Annotated in this window: 23 protein-coding genes; 13 read left to right on the top strand and 10 right to left on the bottom strand. The window is 71.9% G+C overall.

Annotated features, from left to right (window positions below; genetic code table 11):
* The first annotated feature begins 55 nt into the window (after positions 1 to 55).
* The 4 genes from ACYQ8Q_RS12880 (at position 56) to ACYQ8Q_RS12865 (ending at position 3,965) form a co-directional block, all read left to right on the top strand.
* Positions 56 to 1,000, top strand: coding sequence for an RluA family pseudouridine synthase (locus ACYQ8Q_RS12880; protein ID WP_460064595.1), 945 nt, complete (start codon positions 56 to 58; stop codon positions 998 to 1,000).
* Positions 997 to 1,470, top strand: coding sequence for a GNAT family N-acetyltransferase (locus ACYQ8Q_RS12875; RefSeq protein WP_460064594.1), 474 nt, complete (start codon positions 997 to 999; stop codon positions 1,468 to 1,470). Before ACYQ8Q_RS12880 ends, ACYQ8Q_RS12875 begins: the two co-directional genes overlap by 4 nt.
* A 69-nt stretch (positions 1,471 to 1,539) precedes the next feature.
* The gene (locus ACYQ8Q_RS12870; protein ID WP_460064592.1) at positions 1,540 to 3,126 is read left to right on the top strand and encodes a Na+/H+ antiporter; all 1,587 of its coding nucleotides are present in this window, start codon (positions 1,540 to 1,542) and stop codon (positions 3,124 to 3,126) included.
* A 98-nt stretch (positions 3,127 to 3,224) separates the two neighbouring features.
* Positions 3,225 to 3,965: an SDR family NAD(P)-dependent oxidoreductase gene (locus tag ACYQ8Q_RS12865; RefSeq protein WP_460064590.1), complete on the top strand. Its 741-nt coding sequence runs from the start codon at positions 3,225 to 3,227 to the stop codon at positions 3,963 to 3,965.
* Positions 3,966 to 3,975: 10 nt separating this feature from the next.
* On the opposite strand, the gene ACYQ8Q_RS12860 is transcribed toward ACYQ8Q_RS12865, so the two are convergent.
* Positions 3,976 to 5,076 carry a mechanosensitive ion channel family protein gene (locus ACYQ8Q_RS12860; protein ID WP_460064588.1) on the bottom strand — a complete coding sequence of 367 codons (1,101 nt, stop codon included), beginning with the start codon at positions 5,074 to 5,076 and terminating at the stop codon, positions 3,976 to 3,978.
* 98 nt (positions 5,077 to 5,174) lie between these two features.
* On the opposite strand from ACYQ8Q_RS12860, the gene ACYQ8Q_RS12855 reads away from it, so the two are divergent.
* A complete protein-coding gene (locus tag ACYQ8Q_RS12855) occupies positions 5,175 to 5,744 on the top strand; it encodes a dienelactone hydrolase family protein (protein WP_460064587.1) in 570 nt (189 codons plus the stop codon).
* Positions 5,745 to 5,793: 49 nt separating this feature from the next.
* On the opposite strand, the gene ACYQ8Q_RS12850 is transcribed toward ACYQ8Q_RS12855, so the two are convergent.
* The 4 genes from ACYQ8Q_RS12850 to ACYQ8Q_RS12835 all read right to left on the bottom strand — a co-directional run bounded on the left by ACYQ8Q_RS12850 (position 5,794) and on the right by ACYQ8Q_RS12835 (position 10,594).
* Complete coding sequence (locus ACYQ8Q_RS12850) at positions 5,794 to 7,476, bottom strand: alkaline phosphatase D family protein (protein ID WP_460064585.1); 1,683 nt, start codon at positions 7,474 to 7,476, stop codon at positions 5,794 to 5,796.
* 80 nt (positions 7,477 to 7,556) lie between these two features.
* On the bottom strand, positions 7,557 to 8,369 hold the full coding sequence (locus tag ACYQ8Q_RS12845) for a thioredoxin domain-containing protein (protein ID WP_460064583.1): 813 nt from the start codon (positions 8,367 to 8,369) through the stop codon (positions 7,557 to 7,559).
* 103 nt (positions 8,370 to 8,472) lie between these two features.
* Positions 8,473 to 9,174, bottom strand: a complete 702-nt coding sequence (locus ACYQ8Q_RS12840) for a hypothetical protein (protein WP_460064582.1) — start codon at positions 9,172 to 9,174, stop codon at positions 8,473 to 8,475.
* Positions 9,175 to 9,268: 94 nt separating this feature from the next.
* Positions 9,269 to 10,594 (bottom strand): DUF2252 domain-containing protein, encoded by a 1,326-nt coding sequence (locus tag ACYQ8Q_RS12835; protein ID WP_460064580.1) that lies wholly within the window; start codon positions 10,592 to 10,594, stop codon positions 9,269 to 9,271.
* A gap of 170 nt (positions 10,595 to 10,764) precedes the next feature.
* Here ACYQ8Q_RS12835 and dnaE point away from each other — a divergent pair, with 170 nt between their 5' ends.
* Positions 10,765 to 14,304, top strand: coding sequence for a DNA polymerase III subunit alpha (gene dnaE / locus ACYQ8Q_RS12830; protein ID WP_460064578.1), 3,540 nt, complete (start codon positions 10,765 to 10,767; stop codon positions 14,302 to 14,304).
* A gap of 92 nt (positions 14,305 to 14,396) precedes the next feature.
* On the opposite strand, the gene ACYQ8Q_RS12825 is transcribed toward dnaE, so the two are convergent.
* Positions 14,397 to 14,561 carry a hypothetical protein gene (locus ACYQ8Q_RS12825; RefSeq protein ID WP_099053949.1) on the bottom strand — a complete coding sequence of 55 codons (165 nt, stop codon included), beginning with the start codon at positions 14,559 to 14,561 and terminating at the stop codon, positions 14,397 to 14,399.
* Positions 14,562 to 14,785: 224 nt separating this feature from the next.
* Here ACYQ8Q_RS12825 and ACYQ8Q_RS12820 point away from each other — a divergent pair, with 224 nt between their 5' ends.
* The 4 genes from ACYQ8Q_RS12820 (at position 14,786) to ACYQ8Q_RS12805 (ending at position 18,736) form a co-directional block, all read left to right on the top strand.
* Positions 14,786 to 16,003 carry an NYN domain-containing protein gene (locus tag ACYQ8Q_RS12820; protein WP_460064575.1) on the top strand — a complete coding sequence of 406 codons (1,218 nt, stop codon included), beginning with the start codon at positions 14,786 to 14,788 and terminating at the stop codon, positions 16,001 to 16,003.
* 106 nt (positions 16,004 to 16,109) lie between these two features.
* A complete protein-coding gene (locus tag ACYQ8Q_RS12815; protein ID WP_460073284.1) occupies positions 16,110 to 17,084 on the top strand; it encodes an ABC transporter ATP-binding protein in 975 nt (324 codons plus the stop codon).
* A gap of 106 nt (positions 17,085 to 17,190) precedes the next feature.
* Positions 17,191 to 18,012 (top strand): ABC transporter permease, encoded by an 822-nt coding sequence (locus ACYQ8Q_RS12810; RefSeq protein WP_460064574.1) that lies wholly within the window; start codon positions 17,191 to 17,193, stop codon positions 18,010 to 18,012.
* 34 nt (positions 18,013 to 18,046) lie between these two features.
* Positions 18,047 to 18,736 (top strand): DUF2567 domain-containing protein, encoded by a 690-nt coding sequence (locus ACYQ8Q_RS12805; RefSeq protein ID WP_460064573.1) that lies wholly within the window; start codon positions 18,047 to 18,049, stop codon positions 18,734 to 18,736.
* 187 nt (positions 18,737 to 18,923) lie between these two features.
* Here ACYQ8Q_RS12805 and ybaK read toward each other — a convergent pair whose 3' ends face one another.
* The 4 genes from ybaK to ACYQ8Q_RS12785 all read right to left on the bottom strand — a co-directional run bounded on the left by ybaK (position 18,924) and on the right by ACYQ8Q_RS12785 (position 23,005).
* Entirely contained in the window at positions 18,924 to 19,427 is a 504-nt protein-coding gene (gene ybaK, locus ACYQ8Q_RS12800) for a Cys-tRNA(Pro) deacylase (protein ID WP_460064571.1), read from the bottom strand.
* Between the two features lie 36 nt (positions 19,428 to 19,463).
* A complete protein-coding gene (locus tag ACYQ8Q_RS12795) occupies positions 19,464 to 20,204 on the bottom strand; it encodes an LON peptidase substrate-binding domain-containing protein (protein ID WP_460064569.1) in 741 nt (246 codons plus the stop codon).
* Between the two features lie 11 nt (positions 20,205 to 20,215).
* Complete coding sequence (locus ACYQ8Q_RS12790) at positions 20,216 to 21,262, bottom strand: hypothetical protein (RefSeq protein WP_460064568.1); 1,047 nt, start codon at positions 21,260 to 21,262, stop codon at positions 20,216 to 20,218.
* Between the two features lie 165 nt (positions 21,263 to 21,427).
* The gene (locus ACYQ8Q_RS12785; protein ID WP_460073282.1) at positions 21,428 to 23,005 is read right to left on the bottom strand and encodes an oxidoreductase; all 1,578 of its coding nucleotides are present in this window, start codon (positions 23,003 to 23,005) and stop codon (positions 21,428 to 21,430) included.
* Positions 23,006 to 23,161: 156 nt separating this feature from the next.
* Here ACYQ8Q_RS12785 and hisD point away from each other — a divergent pair, with 156 nt between their 5' ends.
* From hisD to hisB, 3 genes are read left to right on the top strand one after another with little or no spacing between them, the layout of a single operon-like run.
* Positions 23,162 to 24,487, top strand: coding sequence for a histidinol dehydrogenase (hisD, locus tag ACYQ8Q_RS12780; RefSeq protein WP_460064566.1), 1,326 nt, complete (start codon positions 23,162 to 23,164; stop codon positions 24,485 to 24,487).
* Complete coding sequence (locus ACYQ8Q_RS12775) at positions 24,484 to 25,593, top strand: histidinol-phosphate transaminase (RefSeq protein WP_460064565.1); 1,110 nt, start codon at positions 24,484 to 24,486, stop codon at positions 25,591 to 25,593. The genes hisD and ACYQ8Q_RS12775 overlap by 4 nt, the downstream gene beginning before the upstream one ends.
* On the top strand, positions 25,590 to 26,183 hold the full coding sequence (gene hisB / locus ACYQ8Q_RS12770) for an imidazoleglycerol-phosphate dehydratase HisB (RefSeq protein WP_055632936.1): 594 nt from the start codon (positions 25,590 to 25,592) through the stop codon (positions 26,181 to 26,183). The genes ACYQ8Q_RS12775 and hisB overlap by 4 nt, the downstream gene beginning before the upstream one ends.
* The last annotated feature ends 3 nt before the right edge of the window (positions 26,184 to 26,186 follow it).

Below are 26,186 nucleotides of genomic sequence, written 5' to 3'. Positions count from 1 at the left end.
ACGGTTGTCCACAGGTCCGTACGGGGGTGCCGGAGCCGTCCGGCATACTCGACGGGTGAGCACGATTCCCGAGATCCGTACCCTGCCCGTGCCGGACGGTCTGGAGGGCGAGCGCGTCGACGCCGCCATCTCCCGCATGTTCGGCTTCTCCCGCACCAAGGCCGCGGAGCTCGCCGCGGCGGGGAAGGTCTCGGTCGACGGCTCGGTGGTCGGCAAGTCCGAGCGGGTGCACGGCGGGGCCTGGCTGGAGGTCGAGATGCCCCAGGCGCCCGCGCCGGTGCAGATCGTCGCCGAGCCCGTCGAGGGCATGGAGATCGTGCACGACGACGACGACGTCGTCGTGATCGTCAAGCCGGTGGGTGTGGCCGCGCACCCCTCGCCCGGCTGGAGCGGCCCCACCGTCATCGGCGGGCTGGCCGCCGCCGGCTACCGGATCTCCACCTCGGGCGCCGCCGAGCGCCAGGGCATCGTGCACCGCCTCGACGTGGGCACGTCGGGCCTGATGGTGGTCGCCAAGTCGGAGCGGGCGTACACCTCGCTCAAGCGCCAGTTCAAGGAGCGCACGGTCGACAAGCGCTACCACACGCTCGTGCAGGGCCACCCGGACCCGACCAGCGGCACCATCGACGCGCCCATCGGCCGCCACCCGAACCACGACTACAAGTGGGCGGTCGTCGCCGACGGCAAGCCGTCCGTCACGCACTACGACCTGATCGAGGCCTTCCGCGCGGCCTCCCTGCTGGACGTGAAGCTGGAGACCGGCCGCACGCACCAGATCCGCGTCCACATGTCCGCTCACCGCCACCCCTGCGTCGGCGACCTGACCTACGGCGCGGACCCGACGCTCGCCAAGCGGCTGCGGCTGACCCGCCAGTGGCTGCACGCCGTGCGGCTCGGCTTCGAGCACCCCGGGGACGGGCAGTGGGCGGAGTTCGCCAGCGACTACCCGGCCGACCTCCAGAAGGCCCTGGACCAGGTCCGCGAGGAGACCTGGGGATGAGCGGCACGCCCGTGTACACGGTGCGCGTCGCCGGGGACCCCGCCGACCTGGAGGCGTGCTTCGCGGTGCGCAAGGAGGTCTTCGTCCGCGAGCAGGGCGTCCCGGAGGACCTGGAGTACGACGAGCACGACGCCGGAGCGGTGCATGTGCTGGCGGTCCGCGCGGACGGCACCCCGCTCGGGACGGGGCGGCTGCTGTTCGGCGCGGCGGCCGCGGACCGGACCGGCGGCGACCTCGCGGTCGGGTCTCTGGGGCGGCTGGCCGTGGCGCGGGAGGCGCGCGGGCTCGGGGTCGGGGTCGCGCTGGTGCGGGCCGTCGAGGAGGCGGCCCGCGCGCGGGGGCTCACGGCCGTCGACCTGCACGCGCAGACCCAGGCCCTCGGCTTCTACGAACGGCTGGGATACGCGGCGTACGGCCCCGAGGAGCTGGAGGCGGGGATTCCGCACCGGTCCATGCGGCGTTCTCTCTAGCGAACGGTGGCGCGTGCGAGGCTGGACGCCGGGATGCCCTTGATCGTCTAGCCGTCCGGAGCGCCACCCGTGGATCAGTTGGCCCTGCTGTTCGTGCTGCTGCTCGGGGCCGTGGTCAGCGTCCCGGTCGGGGACCGGTTCGGGCTGCCGTCGCCGGTGCTGATGACCCTGCTCGGGATCGTCCTCGCGGTGATGGACTTCGTGCCCAACGTCGACGTCCCGCCGGACCTGATCCTGCCCCTGGTGCTGCCGCCGCTGCTCTACGCGGCCGTACGGCGCACCTCGTGGCGGCAGTTCGCCGCCAACAAACGGCCCATCTTCCTGCTGGCCGTGGCGCTGGTGTTCGTCACCACGGTCTGTGTGGCCGCCGTCGCCCACTCGGTGATCCCCGGGCTGCCGGTCGCCGCCGCCGTCGCGCTCGGCGCCCTGGTCGCGCCGCCCGACCCGGTGGCCGCGACCGCCGTCGCCGGACAGCTCGGGCTGCCGCGCCGGCTCGTCTCCATCCTGGAGGGCGAGGGACTGTTCAACGACGTGACGGCCATCGTCCTGTACCACGTGGCGATCACCGCCGCCGTCAGCGGCGAGTTCGTGCCCGGTGAGGCGGCCCTGGAGCTGGTGCTGTCCGCCGTGGTCGCGGTCGCCGTCGGCGTCGGGCTCGGCTGGGGCGCCAACCGGCTGCTCGACCTGCTCGGCGACGCGACCCTCCAGATCGGGCTCACCCTGCTGGTGCCGTACGCCGCCTACGTGCTGGCCGAGGAGCTGCACGGCTCCGGTGTGCTCGCCGTGCTGACCTGCGCGCTGTTCCTCGCGGAGTACGCCACCGACCCCGACGACGTGCTGACCCGGCTCGCCGGGCACGCCTTCTGGGACATCGTCGACACGCTGGTGACCGGGGTGGCGTTCGGGCTGATCGGGCTCGAACTGCACAACGCGATCCGTACGGCGTCCGGGCGCTGGGGCGAGATGCTCGGCTGGGCCGGGATCGTCGCGGCCGTGGTGATCGTCGTACGGCTGGCGTGGCTGCTGCCGGCGACCTGGCTGACGAAACGGCTGCACGCGCGGCGGGACTACGACGAGGACATCCCGCTCAGCTGGCGGGAGACCGTGATCATGTGGTGGTCGGGGATGCGGGGGGTGGCGTCGGTCGCGCTGGCGCTGGCGATTCCGCTGGAGACGGAGGCGGGGGACGCGTTTCCCGACCGGGACGAGATCATCTTCGTCGCGTTCGGGGTGATCATGGCGACGCTGGTGCTGCAGGGGCTCACCCTGCCGTGGCTGGTGAAACGGCTCGGGGTGCGGGCGGACACCGAGCGGGAGAAGGCGTTCGAGCGGGAGCTGGCGGTGCGGGCGGCGAAGGCGGCGAAGCGCAGGCTGCGGGAGATCGAGGAGGTGGAGGAGGTGCCGGAGGAACTGAGCGAGCAGATGCTGCGGCGGGCGTTCGAGATCGGGGTGCGGATCAGTCCCGAGATGGGGGAGGAGGAGCGGCGGGAGGGACATGACGCGCGGGTGCGAAGGCTGAAGCGGGTGCGGCGGATCCAGGGGGAGCTGCTCAGTGCGGCTCGGCACGAGGTGCTGGCGGCGCGTAGTGAGGCGGGGGCGGATCCGGAGGTGGTGGACCGGGTGCTGCGTCAGCTGGACGTGCGCAGCCTTCGGTGAGTCTCCCACCCGCGCACCGCCCGTTCGGTCGGCTGAGAGGCGGGCCGACCTTTCGTGGTTGCGGCTCGTCGGCGGCTTTCCCTGGTTACGCTCGGATCATGGCACGTAACGTCGTGATCAGCGGTGGTGGTACGGGGATCGGGCTTGCGGCGGCGAGGGTGTTCGCGGCCGACGGGGATCGGGTGCTGCTGCTCGGGCGGCGGCTGGAGGTGCTGGAGAAGGCCGGGGTCGACGGGGCGTTGGTCCGTGCCGCCGATCTGAGCCGGGTGGAGGAGGTCAGAGGGGTCGCCCGGTTCGTCGCGGAGGAGTTCGGGACCGTCGACGTGCTGGTGCACAGCGCCGGTGGGGCCGGGCATCTGGAGCAGCCGAGCGGCAGTGAGGATCCACTCGACCGGGTCGCCCACAACTGGACCGTGAACTTCCGGATCAACACGCTCACCGCCGCCCTCCTCACCGAGGCCCTCAAGGACCGGCTGGCCTCCCCGGGCGGACGGGTGCTGTTCGTCAGCTCCATCGCCGCCTACCGCGGGTCCGGGAGCGGGGCGTACGCCGGTGCCAAGGCCGCGCTGCACCCGTACGCCCGCGATCTCGCCCGGGAGCTGGGCCCGCGCGGGATCACCGCCAACACCGTCGCGCCCGGCTACATCGAGGACACCGGGTTCTTCGGCGAGGCCATCGACCCCGCCCGGCGCGAGCGGCTGGTCGGTGAGACCTTCGACGGGCGGGCGGGGACGCCCGGGGACGTCGCCGCCACCCTGCACTGGCTCGCCTCGCCCGGCGCCGCGCACATCACCTCGCAGGTCGTCCAGGTCAACGGTGGCGCCGAACGCGGCAACTGAGCCTCTCCTGTCACGGGTGGTGCGCCGCCGCCCCGTCCGAGGAGGCGGAGGAGGCGGACTGGCCGGGGACCCGGGCCGGCGGCGGTGTCGCGTCCGCCGTGTTGACGCGGGGCAGCGCGTAGGGGTGCTCCTTGGCCAGCCAGCGGACCATCTGCTCGCGGACCGTGACCCGGACCTTCCAGATGTCGTCGGCGTCCTTCGCGGTGACCAGGGCCCGCACCTGCATGGTGTTCGGGGTGGTGTCCGTGACGTCCAGCCCGCAGGCGCGGCCGTCCCAGGCCGGGCACTCGCGCAGGATGTCCCGCAGCTTCTCGCGCATCACGTCCACCGGCGCCGTGTGGTCGACGTGGAAGTAGACGATGCCGGTCATCTGCGGCGTCCCGCGCGACCAGTTCTCGAACGGCTTGGAGGTGAAGTACGACACCGGCATGGTGATCCGGCGCTCGTCCCAGGTCCGCACCGTCAGGAAGGTCAGCGTGATCTCCTCGACGGTGCCCCACTCGCCGTCCACCACGACCGTGTCGCCGATGCGCACCATGTCCCCGAAGGCGATCTGGAGCCCCGCGAACATATTGCTCAGCGTCGACTGGGCGGCCACACCGGCGACGATGCCGAGGATGCCGGCCGAGGCCAGCAGCGAGGCGCCCGCCGCCCGCATCGCCGGGAACGTCAGCAGCATCGACGCCACCGCCATCACCCCGACGACGGCCGACACCACCCGCATGATCAGCGACACCTGGGTCCGCACCCGCCGCACCCGCGCCGGATCGCGGTGCACGCGCGCGTAGCGGGAGTACGACGTCTCCACGACCGCCGCCGCGATCCGGATCACCAGCCAGGCCACCGAGCCGATCAGCACCAGGGTGAGCGCCTGGCCGATGCCGGTGCGATGGTCCTCCAGCAGCTTCGCCTGGTCGTACGAGCCTCTCAGCAGGGCCGCGCAGAGCACCAGCTGGTACGGGATGCGGCCGCGCCGCAGCAGACCCCACAGCGGTGTCTCACTGTGCCGGGCGTCGGCCTTGCGCAGCAGTAGGTCGGTGGCCCAGCCGATGAGGACGGTCAGCAGGACCGAGCCGCCGACCACGATCACGGGGCGGATCAGGTTCTCCATGTCCCCGAAAGTAACCGGGCGGGCGGGGGCTTGAACATGTGACTTCCGTGCAGAGACGCACACACGGCGTTGTCGGTGCGGGCTGGCACCATGGGCGCATGAACATCATGCTCTTTCACTCGACCTACGGACTGCGCCCGGCCGTGCGCGCGGCGGCCGACCGGCTGCGCGCCGCCGGGCACGAGGTGTGGACCCCGGACCTCTTCGAGGGGCGCACGTTCGGGACGGCCGAGGAGGGCATGGCCCACAAGGAGGAGATCGGCAAGGACGAGCTATTGAAGCGAGCCGTCCTGGCCGCCGCGCCCTACTCGGAGAGAGGGCTCGTGTACGCCGGGTTCTCGCTGGGCGCCTCGGTCGCGCAGACCCTCGCCCTCGGCGACGAGAAGGCGCGCGGCCTGCTCCTGCTGCACGGCACCTCCGACCTCGCGCCGAACGTCTCGGTGGACGAACTCCCGGTCCAGCTGCACGTGGCGGAGCCGGACCCGTTCGAGACCGACGACTGGCTGAGCGCCTGGTACCTCCAGATGGGCCGGGCGGGCGCCGACGTGGAGATCTACCGGTACGCGGGCGCCGGGCACCTGTACACCGACCCCGACCTGCCGGACTGGGACGAGGAGGCCGCCGAGGCCACCTGGCGGGTGGCACTCGGCTTCCTCGGCTCGCTCTAGCCGGCTCGGCTCGAGCTCGCTCTAGCCGGCTCGGCTCGCTCCGGCCGGCTCAGACCGGGTCGTACGTGCGCTCCACCTTCTGCGTACCGCTGCGCGTGCGGTACGAACGGGACCAGGAGGAGGTCGCGGTGGCGCTGGTGCGGTCGGACAGCACGTAGTAGTCCATCTGCGCGCGGTCGGCGGTGATGTCCAGGACGCCGTAGCCGTGGCGGTCGGTGTCGACGAAGTGGACGTGCCGGTTGGCGGCCCGGATGATCGGCGAGGCGATCGCGGTGAGCGTGCCCTCCGGGACCTTGACGATGTCGTCGAGGTTGTCGGAGGTCACCGAGGTGACCACGAACTCGGTGGCGGCGGAGGCGGACAGCGGGTAGGTCCCGGCGTCCACGGGCACGTCGTTGGCCCACGCCATGTGGATGTCACCGGTCAGGAAGACCGTGTTGCCGATGGCGTGGGAGCGCAGGTGCGCCAGCAGTTCACGGCGGTCGTCGGTGTAGCCGTCCCACTGGTCGGTGTTGAGGGCCAGGCCCTCCTGGGGCAGACCGAGCAGCTTGGCGAGCGGCTTGAGCAGATCGGCGGAGAGGGAGCCGATGGAGAACGGCGAGATCATCACCGAGTTGCCGACCAGCCGCCAGGTGGTGTCGGACGCCTTCAGCCCGGCCTTCAGCCAGTCGAGCTGGGCGCGGCCGGTGATGGTGCGGTCCGGGTCGTCGACCGTGCCGTTGCCGACCGCGACCTGCTGCGAGCGGAAGGACCGCAGGTCGAGCAGGGACAGATCGGCCAGCTTGCCGAAGCGCAGCCGGCGGTAGGTGGTGCCGGCGATCGCCGGACGGACCGGCATCCACTCGAAGTAGGCCTGCTTGGCGGCCGCCTGACGGACCGCCCAGGTGCCCTCGGTACCCTCCGTGTGGTTCTCGGCGCCGCCCGACCAGGTGTCGTTGGCGAACTCGTGGTCGTCCCAGATCGCGACGACCGGCGCCTTCGCGTGCAGGGTCTGGAGGTCGGGGTCGGTCTTGTACTTGCCGTGCCGGGTGCGGTAGTCGGCGAGCGTGAGGATCTCGTGCGTGGGCGAGGTCTGCCGGACGACCGTGCCGCGCGCGCCGTACTCGCCGGTGCCGTACTCGTAGATGTAGTCGCCGAGGTGCAGCCAGGCGTCCAGGTCGCCGCGGGCCGCGAGATGGCGGTACGAGGAGAAGTAGCCGGCCTCCCAGTTGGCGCAGGAGACCACGCCGAAGCGCAGGCCGCCGACGGAGGCGTCCGCCGCCGGCGCGGTGCGGGTGCGCGCCACCGGGGAGTCCGTGCCGCCCGCGGTGAAGCGGAACCAGTAGTCGGTGGCCGGGGTGAGGCCGCGGACGTCCGCCTTGACGGTGTGGTCGGTGGCGGCGGTCGCGGTGAGGGAGCCGCGGACGACGATGTTCGTCAGCGCCTTGTCGGTGGCGACGACCCAGCCGACCTCGGTGTCCGGGCCGAGCCCGGAGCCGGGCACCGCCTCGGCGGTCGGCGTCACCCGCGTCCACAGCAGGACGCCGTCGGGCAGCGGGTCGCCGGAGGCGAGACCGTGCAGGAAGGCCGGGGCCTCGGCGGCCGCGCGGGCGGGTATCGCGGCGGCGAGCGGTCCGGCGAGGACCGCGGTGGCCGCCGCGGCCTTGACGACCGTACGGCGGCGGGGGGACAGCGAGTCGGCGCGCTCTGACGGGGTGTCGGCGCTCTCGGGTGATCTGTGTCGACTGGTCACGGGCGATGAGATTACTGACCAGTACGACAAAAGAGCGGGCGAACGTGAAATGTTCGCCCGCTCTTTGACTCCGCGTCGGATCAGGCCTTGAGGGCCGCCGCGATCGCCGTGTTGAAGTCGGCGACCGTCATCGGGGCGTTCTGCCCGTCCGAACCGGTCAGCGTCTTGCCGTCCATCTTCAGGGTCGGCGTGCCCGAGACGCCGCTGCTGTCGAAGGTCTTCGACATCTCCAGCGCCCAACGGTCGTAGGTGCCGTTCTTCACCGCGTTCTGGAACTTGGTGTTGCCCTTCAGCTCCTTGACGGTGTCCGCGACCTTGATCAGGTAGGAGTCGTCCTTGAACTTGTCGCTGGTCTCCTCGGGGTGGTACTTCGCCGAGTACAGGGCGGTCTTGTACTCGAGGAACGCCTCGGGGCTGACGTTCAGCGCGGCGCCGAGGGCGCTCAGCGCGTTCTTGGAGCCCTCACCGGTCAGGCTGCGGTCGAGGAAGGTGGCGCCGACGTACTGGATCTTGAACTTGCCGTCGTCGTAGTCCTTCTTCACCGTCGAGCCGACGGTCTGCTCGAACTGGGCGCAGATCGGGCAGCGCGGGTCCTCGTACATCACGAGGGTCTTCTTGGCGCTCTCCTTGCCGAGGACGACCGTCGTGCCGTTCTTGCCGCTGGTGTTGGCCGGCTCGACCAGCTTGGCGGTCTTGGCCTCCTCCCAGTAGCTGGGCTGGTTGGCCTGGACGACGGCGTAGCCTATGCCGCCGGCCGCGGCCAGCACGCCGACCGCCGAGGCGGCGACGATGATCTGCCGCTTGGCCTTGGCCCGCTTGGCCTGCTTCTCGCGCTCCGCGCGCAGCCGCTCCCGGGCCGCCGTCTTCGCCGCCGCGCTGTTTCGCTTGCTCATGTCGGTGTTCTCCATCGGGGACGCGCACGTTCGTGCGCGGATACGTGTGAGGGACTGCTCGTGCTCGTGCTCGGCGGTCTCGGGGGACGCCGGGGTGTGCCGCTCAGGCGGCGAGGGCGAGGGCGGCCGGGCGCGGGGGTCCGCGCCGGCCCAGGGAGTGCACGAGGATCAGGTCCCGGGCGGTGGCCGTACGGTGCGTGGGCCGCGGCAGGCGGCGGGCCGCCGGGGCGCGTCGTACGGTCACGGCACGGACCGCGAGGAGCAGGGGCCGGAAGGTCGTCGCGCCGGCCGCTCGCAGCAGCTGGGCCAGCGCCCGCTCGCCCCGGCGCAGCCAGGCGGCCGCGATCAGGCCGACGGTGAGGTGCGCGGCGAGCAGCAGCCAGGCGGTGACCGGGTCGGAGTGGGCCATCAGCCCGGCGAGCCGGTCGGGGTCGGCGCCGGTGACCCGGGCCAGCGGGGTGCCGACCCGGCTGCCGTTGCCGCACAGCACGTCCCAGCCGACCGCGGCCAGCGGGCCGGCGACCGGGCCGCCGGCCCGGCCGTAACAGACGTGCTGGCCGGTGGTGAAGATCGTGTCGGCCGCCAGCTCCAGCGGGATCAGCAGCGCGGCGATCCGCCCGAAGCCGCACTCGCGGCCCGCGAGGGCGTACGCGAGGACGAACACGGCGGCCGCGACGGCGGCCACCGTGTTGAACGGCAGCGGGGCCCGGGACAGCAGGACGTGCGACGCGGTGCTGAGCGTCACGACGACCGCCGTGAACAGCGCCGCGCGTACGGCTCTGAGTCGGGTCCCGGATATGTCCATTGCGCTGGAAGTGTGTCACGCGCTCCCGTAAGAGACCCCTAAAAGGTGCCTGTGAGAAGCGCGACCGTTAGACAGCCGTTGTGAAGGCCCGCGGTCAGAGGCCGGGGATCCGGCCGTTGCGGAACAGGTCGACGAAGATCTGGTGGTCGGCACGGGCGCGGGCGCCGTAGCTGTGCGCGAAGTCCACCAGGAGCGGCGCGAAGCCCTCCTCGTCGGCGGCGATGGCCGCGTCGATGGCCCGCTCGGTGGAGAACGGCACCAGGGACTCGCCGGAGGTGTCGTCCGCCGCCGCGTGCATGGTGGCGGTGGCCCGGCCCAGGTCGGCGACGACGCCCGCGATCTCCTCCGGGTCGTCGATGTCGCCCCAGTCGAGGTCGACGGCGTACGGCGAGACCTCGGCGACGAGCTGGCCCGCGCCGCCCAGCTCGGTCCAGCCCAGCCACGGGTCGGCGTGCTGCTGGAGGGCGCGCTGGGAGATCACCGTGCGGTGGCCCTCGTGCTGGAAGTAGCCGCGGATCGCCGGGTCGGTGATGTGCCGGGAGACGGCCGGGGTCTGGGCCTGCTTGATGTAGATCACGACGTCGTTCTCCAGGGCGTCGCTGTGCCCCTCCAGGAGGATGTTGTACGACGGCAGGCCCGCGGAGCCGATGCCGATGCCGCGGCGGCCCACGACGTCCTTCACCCGGTAGGAGTCCGGGCGGGCCAGGGAGGTCTCCGGCAGCGTCTCCAGATAGCCGTCGAAGGCGGCGAGGACCTTGTAGCGGGTGGCCGCGTCCAGCTCTATGGAGCCGCCGCCGGGCGCGAAGCGGCGCTCGAAGTCACGGATCTCCGTCATGGAGTCCAGCAGCCCGAAGCGGGTCAGGGAGCGGGCGTCGCGCAGGGCGTCCAGCAGCGGGCCCTCGGCGGTGTCCAGGGTGAACGGCGGCACCTCGTCGCGCTTGGCGCCGGTGGCCAGCGCGCGCATCCGGTCGCGGTACGCGCCCGCGTACACCTGCACCAGCTCGGTGATCTGGTCGTCGCCGAGCGCCTTCGCGTACCCGATGAGGGCGATCGAGGCGGAGAAGCGCTTGAGGTCCCAGGTGAAGGGGCCGACGTAGGCCTCGTCGAAGTCGTTGACGTTGAAGATCAGCCGGCCCGTGGAGTCCATGTACGTGCCGAAGTTCTCCGCGTGCAGATCGCCGTGGATCCACACGCGCGAGGTCCGGTCGTCCAGGAACGGCCCGCCGTTCTTCTCCGCGTCCAGGTCGTGGTAAAAGAGCGCCGCCGTGCCCCGGTAGAACGCGAACGCCGAGGCCGCCATCTTGCGGAACTTCACCCGGAACGCGGCCGGGTCGGCGGCCAGGAGCTCGCCGAAGGCGGTGTCGAAGACGGCGAGGATCTCCTCGCCGCGCTGCTCGTCGTTGAGCTGGGGAACCGACATCGCTGGGTGCCTCCTGGTGCAGTGCATGTACGACAGCGTCTTCGCCGTCTCCAACGCACGAAGGTACGCGGGAGTGCCCGCCGGGTGTCAGTGGCGAGGCATAGACTTCGACGCTGACCCCCGGACTGTCCGCCCGCCCGTCGTCGAGTGTTTCCCTTGGAGGCCACGCCGTGTCGAAGCCGCCGTTCACGCACCTGCACGTCCACACCCAGTACTCGCTGCTGGACGGTGCCGCGCGGCTGAAGGACATGTTCAACGCCTGCAACGAGATGGGCATGACGCACATCGCCATGTCCGACCACGGCAACCTGCACGGGGCGTACGACTTCTTCCACACCGCGAAGAAGGCCGGGGTCACCCCGATCATCGGGATCGAGGCGTACGTCGCGCCCGAGTCGCGGCGCAACAAGCGCAAGATCCAGTGGGGCCAGCCGCACCAGAAGCGCGACGACGTCTCCGGTTCCGGCGGCTACACCCACAAGACGATCTGGGCGGCGAACGCGACGGGCCTGCACAACCTCTTCCGTCTCTCCTCCGACGCGTACGCCGAGGGCTGGCTCCAGAAGTGGCCGCGCATGGACAAGGAGACCATCGCCCAGTGGTCCGAGGGGCTCATCGCCTCCACCGGCTGCCCCTCCGGCGAGCTCCAGACCCGGCTGCGCCTCGGCCAGTACGACGAGGCGCTGAAGGCGGCCTCGGAGTACCAGGACATCTTCGGCAAGGACCGCTACTTCCTGGAGCTGATGGACCACGGCATCGAGATCGAGCACCGGGTCCGCGACGGCCTCCTGGAGATCGGCAAGAAGCTCGGCATCCCGCCCCTCGTGACGAACGACTCGCACTACACGTACGCGCACGAGGCGACCGCGCACGACGCGCTGCTGTGCATCCAGACCGGCAAGAACCTCTCCGACCCCGACCGCTTCAAGTTCGACGGCACCGGCTACTACCTGAAGTCCACGGACGAGATGTACGCCATCGACTCCTCGGACGCCTGGCAGGAGGGCTGCGCCAACACCCTCCTGGTGGCCGAGCAGATCGACACCGCCGGCATGTTCGAGGCCAGGAACCTCATGCCGAAGTTCGACATCCCCGACGGCTACACCGAGGTCACCTGGTTCCGCGAGGAGACCATGCGCGGCATGCACCGCCGCTTCCCCGGGGGCATCCCGGACGACCGCATGAAGCAGGTCGAGTACGAGATGGACACCATCATCTCGATGGGCTTCCCCGGCTACTTCCTCGTCGTCGCCGACTTCATCATGTGGGCCAAGAAGCAGGGCATCGCGGTGGGCCCCGGCCGGGGCTCCGCGGCCGGCTCGATCGTCGCGTACGCCATGGGCATCACCGACCTCGACCCCATCCCGCACGGCCTGATCTTCGAGCGGTTCCTCAACCCCGAGCGCATCTCGATGCCCGACGTCGACATCGACTTCGACGAGCGCAGGCGCGTCGAGGTGATCCGGTACGTGACGGAGAAATACGGCTCCGACAAGGTCGCCATGATCGGGACCTACGGCAAGATCAAGGCCAAGAACGCGATCAAGGACTCCGCGCGCGTGCTGGGCTACCCGTACGCCATGGGCGACCGCCTCACCAAGGCCATGCCCGCCGACGTCCTCGGCAAGGGCATCGACCTCAACGGCATCACCGACCCCTCGCACCCGCGCTACAGCGAGGCGGGCGAGATCCGTGCGATGTACGAGAACGAACCCGACGTGAAGAAGGTCATCGACACCGCCAAGGGCGTCGAGGGCCTGGTCCGGCAGATGGGTGTGCACGCCGCCGGAGTGATCATGTCCAGCGAGCCCATCGTCGACCACGCCCCCATCTGGGTGCGGCACACGGACGGCGTGACCATCACCCAGTGGGACTACCCGCAGTGCGAGTCGCTCGGCCTGCTGAAGATGGACTTCCTCGGCCTGCGCAACCTGACGATCATGGACGACGCCGTCAAGATGGTGAAGTCCAACAAGGGCGTCGAGCTCGACCTGCTGGCCCTGCCGCTCGACGACCCGAAGACCTTCGAACTGCTCCAGCGCGGCGACACCCTCGGCGTCTTCCAGTTCGACGGCGGCCCCATGCGCTCCCTGCTGCGCCTGATGAAGCCCGACAACTTCGAGGACATCTCCGCCGTCTCCGCGCTCTACCGTCCCGGCCCGATGGGCATGGACTCGCACACCAACTACGCGCTGCGCAAGAACAAGCTCCAGGAGATCACCCCGATCCACAAGGAGCTTGAGGAGCCCCTCGAAGAGGTCCTGGCCGTCACCTACGGCCTGATCGTCTACCAGGAGCAGGTGCAGAAGGCCGCCCAGATCATCGCCGGGTACTCGCTGGGCGAGGCCGACATCCTGCGCCGCGTGATGGGCAAGAAGAAGCCCGACGAACTGGCCAAGAACTTCACCATCTTCCAGGCCGGCGCCCAGAAGAACGGCTACAGCGACGAGGCCATCCAGGCCCTGTGGGACGTGCTGGTCCCGTTCGCCGGCTACGCCTTCAACAAGGCGCACTCCGCCGCGTACGGACTGGTCTCGTACTGGACCGCCTATCTCAAGGCCAACCACCCCGCCGAGTACATGGCCGGGCTGCTCACCTCCGTCAAGGACGACAAGGACAAGTCGGCCGTCTACCTCAACGAGTGCCGGCGGATGGGCATCAAGGTGCTGCCGCCGAACGTCAACGAATCGGTGCACAACTTCGCCGCCCAGGGCGACGACGTGATCCTCTTCGGCCTCGAGGCCGTCCGCAACGTCGGCACCAACGTGGTCGAGTCGATCATCAGGAGCCGCAAGGCCAAGGGCAAGTACGCCTCCTTCCCCGACTACCTCGACAAGGTCGAGGCGGTCGCCTGCAACAAGCGCACCACGGAGTCGCTGATCAAGGCGGGCGCGTTCGACACGCTCGGGCACACCCGCAAGGGCCTCACCGCCCAGTTCGAACCGATGATCGACAACGTGGTCGCGGTCAAGCGCAAGGAGGCCGAGGGGCAGTTCGACCTCTTCGGCGGCATGGGCGAGGAGGAGAACGACGAGCCCGGCTTCGGCCTCGACGTGCAGTTCACCGAGGACGAGTGGGACAAGACCTATCTGCTCGCCCAGGAGCGGGAGATGCTCGGCCTCTACGTCTCCGACCACCCGCTGTTCGGCCTGGAGCACGTGCTGTCCGACAAGGCGGACGCGGGCATCGCCCAGCTCACCGGAGGCGAGCACGCGGACGGCGCGGTCGTCACCATCGGCGGCATCATCTCGGGCCTCCAGCGCAAGATGACCAAACAGGGCAACGCCTGGGCCATCGCCACCGTGGAGGACCTCGCGGGCTCCATCGAGTGCATGTTCTTCCCCGCGACCTACCAGCTGGTGTCGACCCAACTGGTCGAGGACGCGGTGGTCTTCGTCAAGGGCCGGCTCGACAAGCGCGAGGACGTGCCCCGGCTCGTCGCGATGGAGCTCCAGGTCCCCGACCTGTCCAACGCGGGCACCAACGCGCCGGTGATCCTCACCATCCCGGCCACCCGGGTCACCCCGCCGATGGTCAGCCGCCTCAACGAGATCCTCACCCACCACCGGGGCGACAGCGAGGTCCGCATCAAGCTCCAGGGCCCGACCCGGACGACCGTGCTGCGTCTGGACCGGCACCGGGTCAAGCCCGATCCGGCGCTGTTCGGCGATCTGAAGGTGCTGCTCGGCCCGTCCTGCCTGGCGGGCTGAGGCCAGGGCCCGGGAAGCAGGCGCGAGGGGCGCGTCCGGATCCGGACGCGCCCCTCGGTGTGCCTGGGCTGCAACAGCCCACTGCGCGGACGTCAGTTGTGCCCGAACCGCTTCTGCCGGCCCTTGCGGGCGACGTCGGCCGGGGTCACCTGGGAGATCCGCTGTTCGGCCTGCTCCTGCATCGAGGACTGCTGGGCCTGCTGCTGACCACGCTCGGACTGCGGCTGTTTACGGTCCTGCTTCTTGTTCTTGGCCATGGGGATCTGCCTCCTGCGGGGGATGTAGGGACCAGGGCCGCGACCAGATTCACATAGGCTGACACAAGGCGCATTTCGGATAATTACCGTCCGTGACAGGGGTTCTCGGAGCGCATCACCCCGAAACGCCACGCCGAAGATCGAGTTCGGGCCGTTAACCCCCGCACGGTCGGGCAGACTCGAAGGAAGCCCGAAGCAAACCTCCCGGGAAGAGGGTGAGTCGTGTGGACCGCTGCATCGTCCTGGTGGACGCCGGGTATCTGCTGGGGGCCGCCGCGAGCCTCCTCGCCGGAGAGCCCTCGCGGTCCCGCATCACCGTCGACCACTCCGCCCTCGTCCAGGGACTGCGCGAACAGGCCGAGTCCGACACCGAACGCCCCCTGCTGCGCATCTACTGGTTCGACGGCGCCCCCGACCGCGTTCCCCAGCCCGAACACCGCAGGCTGCGCGTGATGCCCCGGGTCACCGTCCGGCTCGGCGCCCTGACCCGCAGCGACGGACGCTGGGCCCAGAAGGGCGTCGACGCCGCCATGCACGCCGAACTGACCGAGCTGGCCCGTAACCGCGCCTGCTCCGACGTCGTCCTCGTCACCGGCGACGGCGATCTGCTGCCCGGCATGATGGCCGCCAAGGAACACGGCGTCGCCGTCCACCTGTGGGCCGTCCAGGCCGCCGACGGCGACTACAACCAGTCCGAGGACCTGGTCGCCGAGGCCGACGAACGGCGCGTCCTGGACCGTACGTGGATCACCAAGGCCGTACGCGCCAAGGACCTCGGCGGAGTGTGCGCGCCGCCGCCCGTGCCCCGGCCCGAGATCGCCGCGATCCTCTCCGCGCCGCTGCCCGACGCCGGCCTCGCCCCCGCCGAGCGGCCCGCCGAGGAGCCCGAGCACGCCGGCGCGGACGCCGCCGACCGCTCCGGGGTCCAGGAGCGCGTGCCGGCCACCAAGGGCGTTCCCACCCCCAAGGACCTGGCCGCGCTGCGCGCACCCGGCAGCCACCCCGCCCCGCACCCCGCCACCGCCACCCTGCGCTGGTCCTCGGACAAGGGCTGGGTGGACCGGCCCGGTGTCGTCGCCGAGCCCGCCGAGGCCTCGTCCATGCCGACGCTGGCCCAGCTGACCACGGCGGAGCAGCGCTGGGCCGACCGCGAGGAGGACATCACCACCGTCGGCGGCGACCCGTTCGAGGTGGGACAGGTCTTCGCCCGGCGCTGGATGGGCCGCCTCGGCGACCAGGGCCATCTGCAGAAGCTGTCCGGCATGTACCCGCGCATCCCGCACCGCATCGACGGCGAGCTGCTCCGGTACGCGGCCCGCTTCGGACTGCTCGCGCACAAGGACGACCAGATCGACGAGCACGACCGCTACGCCATCCGGGCGGGCTTCTGGCGCGAGGTCGACGTCCGGACCGCCACCGAGCACGCGCCCGCCGGGGACTGACGGCCCCCGAGAGCGGCCCCCGGGACGAGCGGGGCTTCCCGACCCCGTAGGCTCGTCCCTTGTGAGTACGCGCGCGGCATCGGCCATCCGGCACCCGGACGAGGTCGTGTGCGCCGTGCGCGGACTGACCAAGACCTATCCGGCGGTACGGGGCCGGCGCGGCACCCCGGCGACCGCGGAGGTACGGGCCACCGACGGCGTGGAGCTGGACATCCGCCGCGGCGAGATCTTCGGGCTGCTCGGCCCGAACGGCGCCGGCAAGTCCACCCTCGTACGGCAGCTCACCGGGCTGATGCGGCCCGACGCGGGCACCGTGGAGATCCTCGGCCACGACATCGTGCGCCACCCCGAGCGGGCCGCGCGCATCCTCGCCTACCTCGGCCAGGAGTCCACCGCCCTCGACGAGCTCACCGTCTCCCTGGCCGCCGAGACCACCGGACGGCTGCGCGGCCTCGACGTACGGCAGGCCCGGCGGGAACGGGACGCCGTCCTCGACGAACTGGGGCTCACCCCGCTCGCCGGCCGCACGCTGCGCAAACTGTCCGGCGGACAGCGGCGGCTGGCCTGCTTCGCGTCCGTGCTGGTGGGGGAGCGGCCGCTGCTGGTGCTCGACGAGCCCACCACCGGGATGGACCCGGTCGCGCGGCGCGCCGTGTGGTCGGCCGTGGACCGGCGACGCGCCGAGCGCGGCACGACCGTCCTGCTGGTCACCCACAACGTCATCGAGGCCGAGACCGTCCTCGACCGGGTCGCCGTCCTCGACCGGGGCCGGGTCATCGCCTGCGACACGCCGGCCGGGCTCAAGGAGCAGGTGGCCGGCGAGGTCCGGGTCGAGCTGGTGTGGCGGGAGCGGGCGCCGCTGGACGTCCCCGAGGTCGCCGCGCTGCGCGAGCGGGCCGTGGAGTCCGGGCGCCGCTGGACGCTGCGGCTGGCCCCCGACGAGGCCCGCGCGATCGTCGCCACCGTCACCGGCGGGGCCGCCTTCGCCGCCCTGGACGACTTCACCCTGGCCACGCCCAGCCTGGAGGACGTGTACCTGGCGCTGGGCGGGGCCGCACGGCAGGGGCTGGTGCGGGCGTGAGCGATCTGAGCAGGGTGAGCCCCGGGTCCGTATGGTCCGTATGGTGCGTGTCCGTATGGTGCGTGGGGGACGGTTCGAGAGCCGCAGGGAAGAGGAGCAGCGCCACGTGAGTGTCGTACCCGCCGAGGTTCTGCCGGGCAGCGCCCGGGCCGTCACCGGCACGGTCCGCGCGGCCGCCGAGCTGGGGCCGCGCGCGCGGCTGTGGCCGTCGCTCGTGGCCGTGTACCGGGCGCAGCTCTCCCGTGCGCGGGTGGCGCGGATCCCGCTGCTGTTCGTCGCGACCTTCCAGTCGGTCGGCATCCTGATCATGATGCGGGGTGTCGTGGACGGGGGCAGCGAGGCCGAGGCGGTCGTCGCGGGCTCCGCGGTGCTCGTCGTCGCGTTCGTCGCGCTCAATCTGCTCGCGCAGTACTTCGGGCAGCTGCGGGCGAGCGGCGGCCTCGACCACTACGCCACCCTGCCGGTGCCGCCGGCGGCGGTGGTGCTGGGCGCGGCGGGGGCGTACGCCTCCTTCACCGTGCCGGGGACCCTGGTGACCGCGGTGTTCGGGTGTGCGCTGTTCGGGCTGCCGCTGACGCATCTGTGGGTGCTGGCGGCCGTGATCCCGCTGGCCGGGGCCGCGCTGTCCGGGCTGGGCGCCGCGTTCGGGCTGCTCGCGCCGCGGCCGGAGCTGGCGACCGTGCTGGGGCAGCTGGGGATGTCCGCCGCGCTGCTGCTGGGGGTGCTGCCGCCGGACCGGATGCCGGAGGCGGTGCGGTTCGCCCGGGACCTGTTGCCGTCGACGTACGGCGTGGAGGCCTTCGCCCGGACCTTCGGGGCGGATCCGGACTGGGCGCTGGTGCTCGGCGACCTCGCGGTGTGCGCCGGGGTGGGCGTCGTCTCGCTGGCCGTCGCCACCTGGGCCTACCGCCGGGCCGCCGTCCGGTGACGCGCCGCACAGCCGGGCCTGGCACGATGTCAGGGTGACCGCACCGCTGACTCCGCCTCCGCCGCCGCACGAACCGTCCCCGCAGGGGGCCGCCTGGCCGCCTCCGCCCGGGGAGCCGCTGGGCGGGGCGGCCGTGCCGCAGGACGCCGCGTACGGACAGGACGGGCCCGGGATGAAGACCGAACTGCGGGAGGCCGCCGTGGTGACGGTGGCGGTCGCGGTGGCCGGGGCGCTGCTCGGGGTGCTGTGGAAGTATCTGGCGCCCTCCGTGCCCCTGGTGGGGGACGTGGTGAACGGCGGGTGGGTCGTCTACCTCAAGGACACCGAGGGGGAGCAGGCGATCGGGGTGGACGGCACGTTCACCCTGCTGGCGCTGGCGTTCGGGGCCGTGAGCGCGGCGGTGGTGTTCGCCTGGCGGCGGCGCGGAGGCGTGCCGCTGGTGGTGGCGCTGATGGTCGGCGGGCTGCTCGGGTCGGTGCTGGCGTGGCGGCTGGGGGTGTGGCTGGGGCCCGGGTCGGATGTGATCGCCCAGGCCAAGGCCGCGGGCAAGGGCGTGACGTTCTCGGCGCCCCTGAAGCTGGGTGCGCGCGGCGCGCTGCTGGCCTGGCCGTTCGCGGCCCTGCTGGTCCACCTGGGCCTCACGGCGCTGTTCGGCCCCCGCGATCCCGACCCGTACGCCCAGGGCCCGGCCCCGAAGGACCCCTACGGCGCGCCGCTCGCGTGACGGCGACGCGCAGGAGCGCGGCGGCACCGGTCCGGGTCCTCCTCGCTGCGGTCGCCGCGGCCGGGCAGGCCGCGGGCGCGGATCCGGCCGGCGGGCTGGTCCACCCGGGCCCGGGCGTAGATCACCCCAGACTTGGTCCGGGGGCACTCCCCGTCCGGGCGGGCGCCGACGCAGGTTCCCTCCCCGGTCAGCCGCGGCCGATCGGGGCCAGGACCGCCTCGGTCAGGGTGGCCAGGTCGGACGGGGCGAGTTCCACCTCCAGGCCCCGGCGGCCCGCCGAGACGCAGATCGTGGGGTGGGTGGTGGCCGAGGCGTCGAGGACCGTGGGCAGCCTCTTGCGCTGGCCGAGGGGGGAGATGCCGCCCCGGACATAGCCCGTGGTGCGTTCGGCCAGGGCGGGGTCGGCCATGGCGGCGCGTTTGCCGCCCACCGCGGAGGCCAGGGCCTTCAGGTCGAGGGAACCGGCCACCGGGACCACCGCGACCGTGAGCGCGCCGTCCACGTCCGCCACCAGCGTCTTGAAGACCCGGTCGGGGGACACGCCCATCGCCTCAGCGGCCTCCTCGCCGTAGGAGGGGTGGCTCGGGTCGTGGTCGTAGGCGTGGACCGTGAAGTCCACCCCCGCGGACGTGAGGGCCACCGTGGCGGGGGTGCCGCCGGACTGCTGCTGCTTCTTCGGCTTCTTCGCCATGGGTTTCGGGCGCCTTCGGGAATGCGGTTCGGGACGTCAGTTGAGACTCGTCGGGCCGCGCGTCAGGTCCGACGCGGGCAGCGAGGGCAGGTTACGGATGATCGCCGTCTCGGTGCGAAGGAGTTTCAGTTCGTCGCGGAGCCGGGAGGCGGTGTCGGGGGCCTGGAGGAGGCGCTGCTTCGTGGGCGTGTCGAGCATCATCGCCGCGGCCACCAGGTAGGACACCACCGCGGGGTCGTCGGGCAGGTCCGCGCCGGTGGTGAGGGAGCGCTCCCGGGCGCCCGCCAGGCGTTTCTGGTACTGGCGGAAGGCCCGCAGCACGCCCTCGGCGAGCGCGCCGGCCTCGTCGCCCGGTGCCTCGGGGAGCTCCTCCAGTTCCGCCGTGAGGAACGGGCCCGAGGCGTCCACGGACACCAGGCGGACCCGGGTGGTGCCCGTGGCCAGGACCTCGAAGGTGCCGTCGGCGCGTTCACGGATCGTCGCGGCGTCGGCGATGCAGCCGGTGCCGTGGAAGGCCTTGAGGGGATCGGCGCCGAAGCCGGCCGCCGGGCCGCGCTCGGGCAGCGCGGTCTGGTCGGGCAGACCCGGCGCGCTGGGCGCGACCTCGTGGCCGTCGCGGATGGCGACGACGGCGAACCGGCGCGGTTCGTCCTCGGCGGTCTTGAGCAGATCGCGCATCATGGCGCGATAGCGCTCCTCGAAGACGTTCAGCGGGAGCACCAGACCCGGGAACAGCACCGAGTTCAGGGGGAAGAGCGGCAGACGGACGGTGGTCACGGCGCAGAAGCCTAATGGTCGTCCGGGTGGGCTCGGTCGCCGTGCCCCTTTCGTGGCTGCCACGGTTCGGGCACGGCCCGTCCCGTGTACACGGCCTCGCGCACCGCCAGGAAGTGGCCGAGGGGGTCGTCGGAGAGCCGGCTCCAGGGGAAGGAGGTGGCGTACGGGCCGATCAGACGCAGCTGGACGAGGGCGTCGTCGAGGCGGCCGAGGCGGACCAGGACGTACACCAGCAGGTTGCGTATCTCGGCCGGCCAGGGGTCCAGGGACGGGAAACGCGCCGACAGGTCCATCGCGCGGTCGGCCGCCGCGTCCAGCCGCTCTCGGGGCACCTCGGGGCCGCAGCCGTCGGTGAGATAGGCGAAGGCCGCCCGGGCCGGGAGCGCCTGGACCAGCGAGCTCGCCGGGGCGTCCTGGGCGGCCCGGTCGGCGAAGTCGAAGCACTCGCGGTGCGAGCCGTGCCAGGACTCGGCGAGATAGCGCTTGGCGGCGACATGGCAGCCGTAGTGGTGCGGGGCGCGGCGCACCGCCGCCTCCCACAGTTCGCCGAAGTACTTGTGCCCGGCCCGTGCGCCGCGCGCGTGGTCCAGGGCGATCCGCCAGGGCACCGGGTCGCCGTGGTCGCTCTGCGCGGCCGCCGTGATCAGCGGGCTCACCTCGCGCAGCAGCTCGGCCCGCGCCGGTGACAGCCAGGCCCGGTCCACCGCGAGCTGGGCCGAGACCAGCAGCAGGTCCGGGTCGCGGGGCGCCGCGGCGCGCCACTCCTCGAACCACTCCGTGCGGGAGCGCGCGAAGGAGGCCAGCCGGGTCACATAGCGGTCGCGGTACTCCCACTCGGCCCGTTCCCGGGTGCGGGTGAGCAGGGCGGCGGCGGTCTCGTACGAGCCTCGTCCGGCCGCGACCAGGGCCGGGCCGAGCCGGTCGTCGGGCACGTCGAGGAGCACCTCGTCGTCGGCGGGAAGCCCGGCGCCGGGGTGGGGGGCGGCGGTCGTCCGGGCCGCCCGGGAGATCCGGGAGGCACGGATGAAGGGGGGCAGCAGAGCCATGGTGCCGCCCATTGAAAAGCCGCAGGTCGGGTTCCGCCAGAGGGTGCGGGCAAGCCCGGGAAAGTTGTACGCCGTCAGGTCAAGGAACCGTAAAAGGTGAGCCCTGTTCAGGGATTGTTCGTGCACGGACAAGGGGGTTTGGTGGAGACGGGTTTGAAGGCGGATTCCCCCTCGGTGTCACCCCCGGCGCAGCAGCCTCGTCGCCCCCGCCGCCACCGTCGTCGCCAGGACCCAGCCCAGCAGGATCAGCGCCGTCGAGAGCCACTGCCAGCCCCCGGTGAGCTGCCACTGGCCGGCCTGCCCCAGGTCGATCACCGGCAGCAGCAGGTCCAGGCTGAACAGGGCCGGGTTCCAGGGCGGGTGCCCGCCCGGGTTCACCGGGGGATGCGGGGCGTTCGCGAAGGCCAGGGTGCTCGCCGCCCACAGCACCGCCATCCACACCGCCGCCCGGCCCGGCCGGTACCCGTAGGCGACGGTCCAGTCCTGCGCGTAGCCCACGAGCTTCGCGGCCGGCGGCAGGGTCTCACGGCGCCGGCGCTGCTTGGCGAGCAGCACCTCACGGGCGTCCTCGTCCTCGCCGCCCTCGCGCAGCACCGTCGCCAGCCGTTCGTACGGCTCCGGCGCGTACTCGGCGGTCGCCGCGGCGATCCACTCCAGCCGCGCGGCCAGCGGGAACGGGCCCTGCGGCACCAGGTTCTCGTACGCGAAACCGCCCATGTGCAGACTGCCCGGACCCGGCCACGCGCTCGCCCGGTCCACCAGGTTGATCACCCGGGCGCCGGACAGCACCACCTTGCCGCGCGGCGGCCGCTCGCCGAGGAACCGCAGCTCGGGCGTCTGGACCCGGACCAGCGACAGCTCCTGGTCGTCCGTGAAGGTGAACCGGGCCCGCTCCAGGTCGACCGCGTCCCCGAACCGCCCGTCGTCCAGCCGCACCCCGCCCCGGCACTCGAAGCGCTGGATCCGTGTCCCGCGCGCGGGCGTCGTCCCGCTCAGCGCCTGCCGGCCCACGCCCGCCGGGGTCAGATACAGCGAGCGCTCCACCGTCAGCTGCGGAGCGTTCAGCGCGAGCCGGGTGTACGGATTGATCAGCCGGGCGCCCCGCAGGCTCAGCGACACGCCGATCTTGGCGCTGCGCAGACTCAGCTCGCCGTGCGACTCCAGCAGCTCCGCCTGGAGGTCCTGGCCGACCGTCATCCCGTCGGCCGCGATCGAGCGGCCCGTGCGGTCGCGGTACACGATCGCCTGGTTGAGCAGCAGATCGGTGCCGATGTGCGCGTCGGTGAGCCGTACCCCCTGCTGGAAGCGGCAGCGGGGCAGATGCAGATCGCCCTCGGTGTGCAGCCGGGCCGCCTCCAGCCGCGGCACCGCGCAGTCCACCATCCGCAGCGTCGCGAACCGCGCCTCCGGCAGCAGCACGTCCCGCTCGAACCGGCAGCGCCGCAGCTCGACGTACGGCACCACCGTGCCGCCCGCCAGATCGAGGCTGCCGCTGATCCGCACGCCCACCAGCTTGAGGCTGGACACCCGGCCCGCCAGCGCGGGCGGCCCGGCCAGCAGCAGCCAGGCGACGATCCTGGCCCGCACGGTCCGCTCCGCGCCCCACGGATGCCCGCCGTGCGGATCGTCCACGACCGTGTCCCCGCTGCTCAGGTCGTACACACTGCCGTTGCGGAAGGCCTGCCACATACCGGCCTCGGCGGCGGTCAGATCGTCCGGGATGTCTCCCGCGGCCGCTCCGTCCCCTTCGGTCACCATCTGTCACCCCCTTGCTCACTCACAGCCGTTGATGCCCTTGCGTGACCCCCCGGAAGCAAGACGTGAAGGTGATCTTCCGGGTTCCGGCCACGCTCCGTATCAGCCACTGATACGCGCGGACGGTGCCGGAAGCCGGTCTGAGAGAATTGGACCGTGATCTCTCGAATCGATCTGCGCGGCGACGCCCTTCCCGAGGGCCCCGCCCTGCGTGACCTGCTGCCCCGAGCCGACTTCGACGTACAGGCCGCCCTGGAGAAGGTGCGTCCGATCTGCGAGGCCGTGCATCATCGGGGCGACGCGGCGCTGATCGACTTCGCCGAGAAGTTCGACGGGGTACGGCTGGAATCCGTCCGGGTCCCCGCGCACGCGATCACCGACGCGCTGGAGGCGCTCGACCCGGCCGTACGCGCCGCGCTGGAGGAGTCCATCCGCCGCGCCCGGCTGGTCCACCGCGAGCAGCGCCGGACCACGCACACCACCCAGGTCGCGCCGGGCGGCTCGGTGACCGAGAAGTGGGTGCCCGTGGAGCGCGTCGGGCTGTACGCGCCCGGCGGCCGGTCGGTCTACCCGTCGTCCGTGGTCATGAACGTCGTGCCCGCGCAGGAGGCCGGCGTCGAGTCCGTCGCGCTCGCCTCGCCGGCCCAGGCCGAGTTCGGGGGCCTCCCGCACCCGACGATCCTGGCCGCCTGCGCCCTGCTCGGCGTCGACGAGGTGTACGCCGCCGGTGGCGCGACCGCCGTCGCGATGTTCGCGTACGGCACCGAGTCCTGCGCGCCCGCCACCATGGTCACCGGCCCCGGCAACATCTGGGTCGCCGCCGCCAAGCGCTACTTCACCGGCAGGATCGGCATCGACGCCGAGGCCGGCCCGACCGAGATCGCGGTCCTCGCCGACGACACGGCCGACCCGGTGCACGTCGCCTCCGACCTGATCAGCCAGGCCGAGCACGACCCGCTGGCCGCCGCCGTCCTGGTCACCGACTCCGTCGCGCTCGCGGACGCGGTCGAGAAGGAGCTGGAGCCGCAGATCGCGGCCACCAAGCACATCGACGACCGGATCGTCCCGGCCCTCAAGGGCCGGCAGTCCGCGATCGTCCTCGTCGACGGCATCGACGAGGGCCTCCGCGTGGTCGACGCCTACGGCGCCGAGCACCTGGAGATCCAGACGGCGGACGCGGCGGCCGTGGCCGACCGGGTGAAGAACGCCGGCGCGATCTTCATCGGACCCTGGGCGCCGGTCTCCCTCGGCGACTACGCCGCCGGGTCCAACCACGTGCTGCCCACCGGCGGCTGCGCCTGCCACTCCTCGGGCCTGTCGGTCCAGTCCTTCCTGCGCGGCATCCACATCGTCGACTACACGAAGGACGCGCTGGCCGAGGTCGCGCACCACGTGGTCACGCTGGCGGAGGCGGAGGACCTGCCCGCGCACGGCGCGGCGATCAAGGCAAGGTTCGGGTGGAAGGTACCGGCGAACAAGTGAACCTCGGAATCGACGATCTCCCCGTACGGGACGAGCTGCGCGGCAAGTCCCCCTACGGCGCGCCCCAGCTGGACGTCCCCGTACGGCTGAACACCAACGAGAACCCCTACCCGCTGCCCGAGCCGCTGGTCGAGCGGATCGCGGAGCGGGTCCGGGAGGCGGCCCGCGACCTCAACCGCTACCCCGACCGGGACGCCGTCGAGCTGCGCACGCGGCTCGCGCAGTACCTGACCGACACCTCCGGGTACGAGGTCGGCCTGGCCAACGTCTGGGCCGCCAACGGCTCCAACGAGGTCCTCCAGCAGCTGCTGCAGACCTTCGGCGGACCGGGCCGTACGGCGATCGGCTTCGAGCCGTCGTACTCGATGCACGGCCTCATCGCGCGCGGCACCGGCACGGGCTGGATCTCCGGGCCACGCAACGAGGACTTCACCATCGACCTCGCGGCCGCCGAGAAGACGATCGCCGAGCACCGCCCCGACGTCGTCTTCATCACCACCCCCAACAACCCCACCGGCACCGCCGTCCCGGCCGAGACGGTCCTCGCGCTGTACGAGGCCGCGCAGGCGGCGAAGCCGTCGATGGTCGTGGTCGACGAGGCGTACATCGAGTTCAGCCACGGCGACTCGCTGCTGCCGCTGCTCGAAGGTCGGCCGAATCTCGTCGTCTCCCGGACGATGTCGAAGGCCTTCGGCGCGGCCGGGCTGCGCCTCGGCTATCTCGCCGCGCACCCGGCGGTCGTGGACGCCGTCCAGCTCGTACGGCTGCCGTACCACCTGTCGGCCGTCACCCAGGCGACCGCGCTGGCCGCTCTGGAGCACACCGACACGCTGCTCAAGTACGTCGAGCAGCTCAAGTCGGAGCGGGACCGGCTGGTGAGCGAGCTGCTGGCGATCGGCTACGAGGTCACGGCGTCCGACGCCAACTTCGTGCAGTTCGGCCGGTTCGCCGACGCCCACGAGGTCTGGCAGAAGATCCTCGACCGGGGCGTCCTGGTCCGCGACAACGGCGTACCGGGCTGGCTGCGGGTCACCGCCGGAACCCCCGAAGAGAACGACGCGTTCCTCGACGCGGTCCGTGAAGTCAAGAAGGAGCAGAGCGCATGAGCCGCGTAGGACGTGTAGAGCGCACGACGAAGGAGACCTCGGTCCTCGTCGAGATCAACCTCGACGGCACCGGCAAGGTCGATGTGTCGACCGGCGTCGGCTTCTACGACCACATGCTCGACCAGCTCGGCCGGCACGGTCTGTTCGACCTGACCGTGAAGACCGACGGCGACCTGCACATCGACTCGCACCACACCATCGAGGACACCGCCCTCGCCCTCGGCGCCGCCTTCAAGCAGGCCCTCGGCGACAAGGTGGGCATCTACCGCTTCGGCAACTGCACGGTCCCGCTGGACGAGTCCCTCGCCCAGGTGACGGTGGACCTGTCCGGCCGCCCGTACCTCGTGCACACCGAGCCCGAGAAGATGGCGCCGATGATCGGCGAGTACGACACCACGATGACCCGGCACATCCTGGAGTCCTTCGTCGCCCAGGCCCAGATCGCGCTGCACGTGCACGTGCCCTACGGGCGCAACGCCCACCACATCGTGGAGTGCCAGTTCAAGGCCCTGGCCCGGGCGCTGCGGTACGCCTCCGAGCGCGACCCGCGCGCGGCCGGCATCCTCCCCTCCACGAAGGGCGCGCTGTAAAGC

Source organism: Streptomyces sp. YKOK-I1, from assembly GCF_054660435.1.
Note: the sequence above shows the minus strand (reverse complement) of the source record. Positions and strands in the feature narration are given on the sequence as shown.

Excerpts from the sequence above, each read along its gene's own strand:
- ACYQ8Q_RS12825 (WP_099053949.1), bottom strand. The coding sequence starts at position 14,561 with ATGGCCAAGAACAAGAAGCAGGACCGTAAACAGCCGCAGTCCGAGCGT.
- ACYQ8Q_RS12860 (WP_460064588.1), bottom strand. The coding sequence starts at position 5,076 with ATGGAGAACCTGATCCGCCCCGTGATCGTGGTCGGCGGCTCGGTCCTG.
- ACYQ8Q_RS12875 (WP_460064594.1), top strand. The coding sequence starts at position 997 with ATGAGCGGCACGCCCGTGTACACGGTGCGCGTCGCCGGGGACCCCGCC.
- ACYQ8Q_RS12790 (WP_460064568.1), bottom strand. The coding sequence starts at position 21,262 with ATGGGCGGCACCATGGCTCTGCTGCCCCCCTTCATCCGTGCCTCCCGG.
- ybaK (WP_460064571.1), bottom strand. The coding sequence starts at position 19,427 with ATGGCGAAGAAGCCGAAGAAGCAGCAGCAGTCCGGCGGCACCCCCGCC.
- ACYQ8Q_RS12840 (WP_460064582.1), bottom strand. The coding sequence starts at position 9,174 with ATGGACATATCCGGGACCCGACTCAGAGCCGTACGCGCGGCGCTGTTC.
- ACYQ8Q_RS12855 (WP_460064587.1), top strand. The coding sequence starts at position 5,175 with ATGAACATCATGCTCTTTCACTCGACCTACGGACTGCGCCCGGCCGTG.
- hisB (WP_055632936.1), top strand. The coding sequence starts at position 25,590 with ATGAGCCGCGTAGGACGTGTAGAGCGCACGACGAAGGAGACCTCGGTC.
- ACYQ8Q_RS12845 (WP_460064583.1), bottom strand. The coding sequence starts at position 8,369 with ATGAGCAAGCGAAACAGCGCGGCGGCGAAGACGGCGGCCCGGGAGCGG.
- ACYQ8Q_RS12835 (WP_460064580.1), bottom strand. The coding sequence starts at position 10,594 with ATGTCGGTTCCCCAGCTCAACGACGAGCAGCGCGGCGAGGAGATCCTC.
- ACYQ8Q_RS12865 (WP_460064590.1), top strand. The coding sequence starts at position 3,225 with ATGGCACGTAACGTCGTGATCAGCGGTGGTGGTACGGGGATCGGGCTT.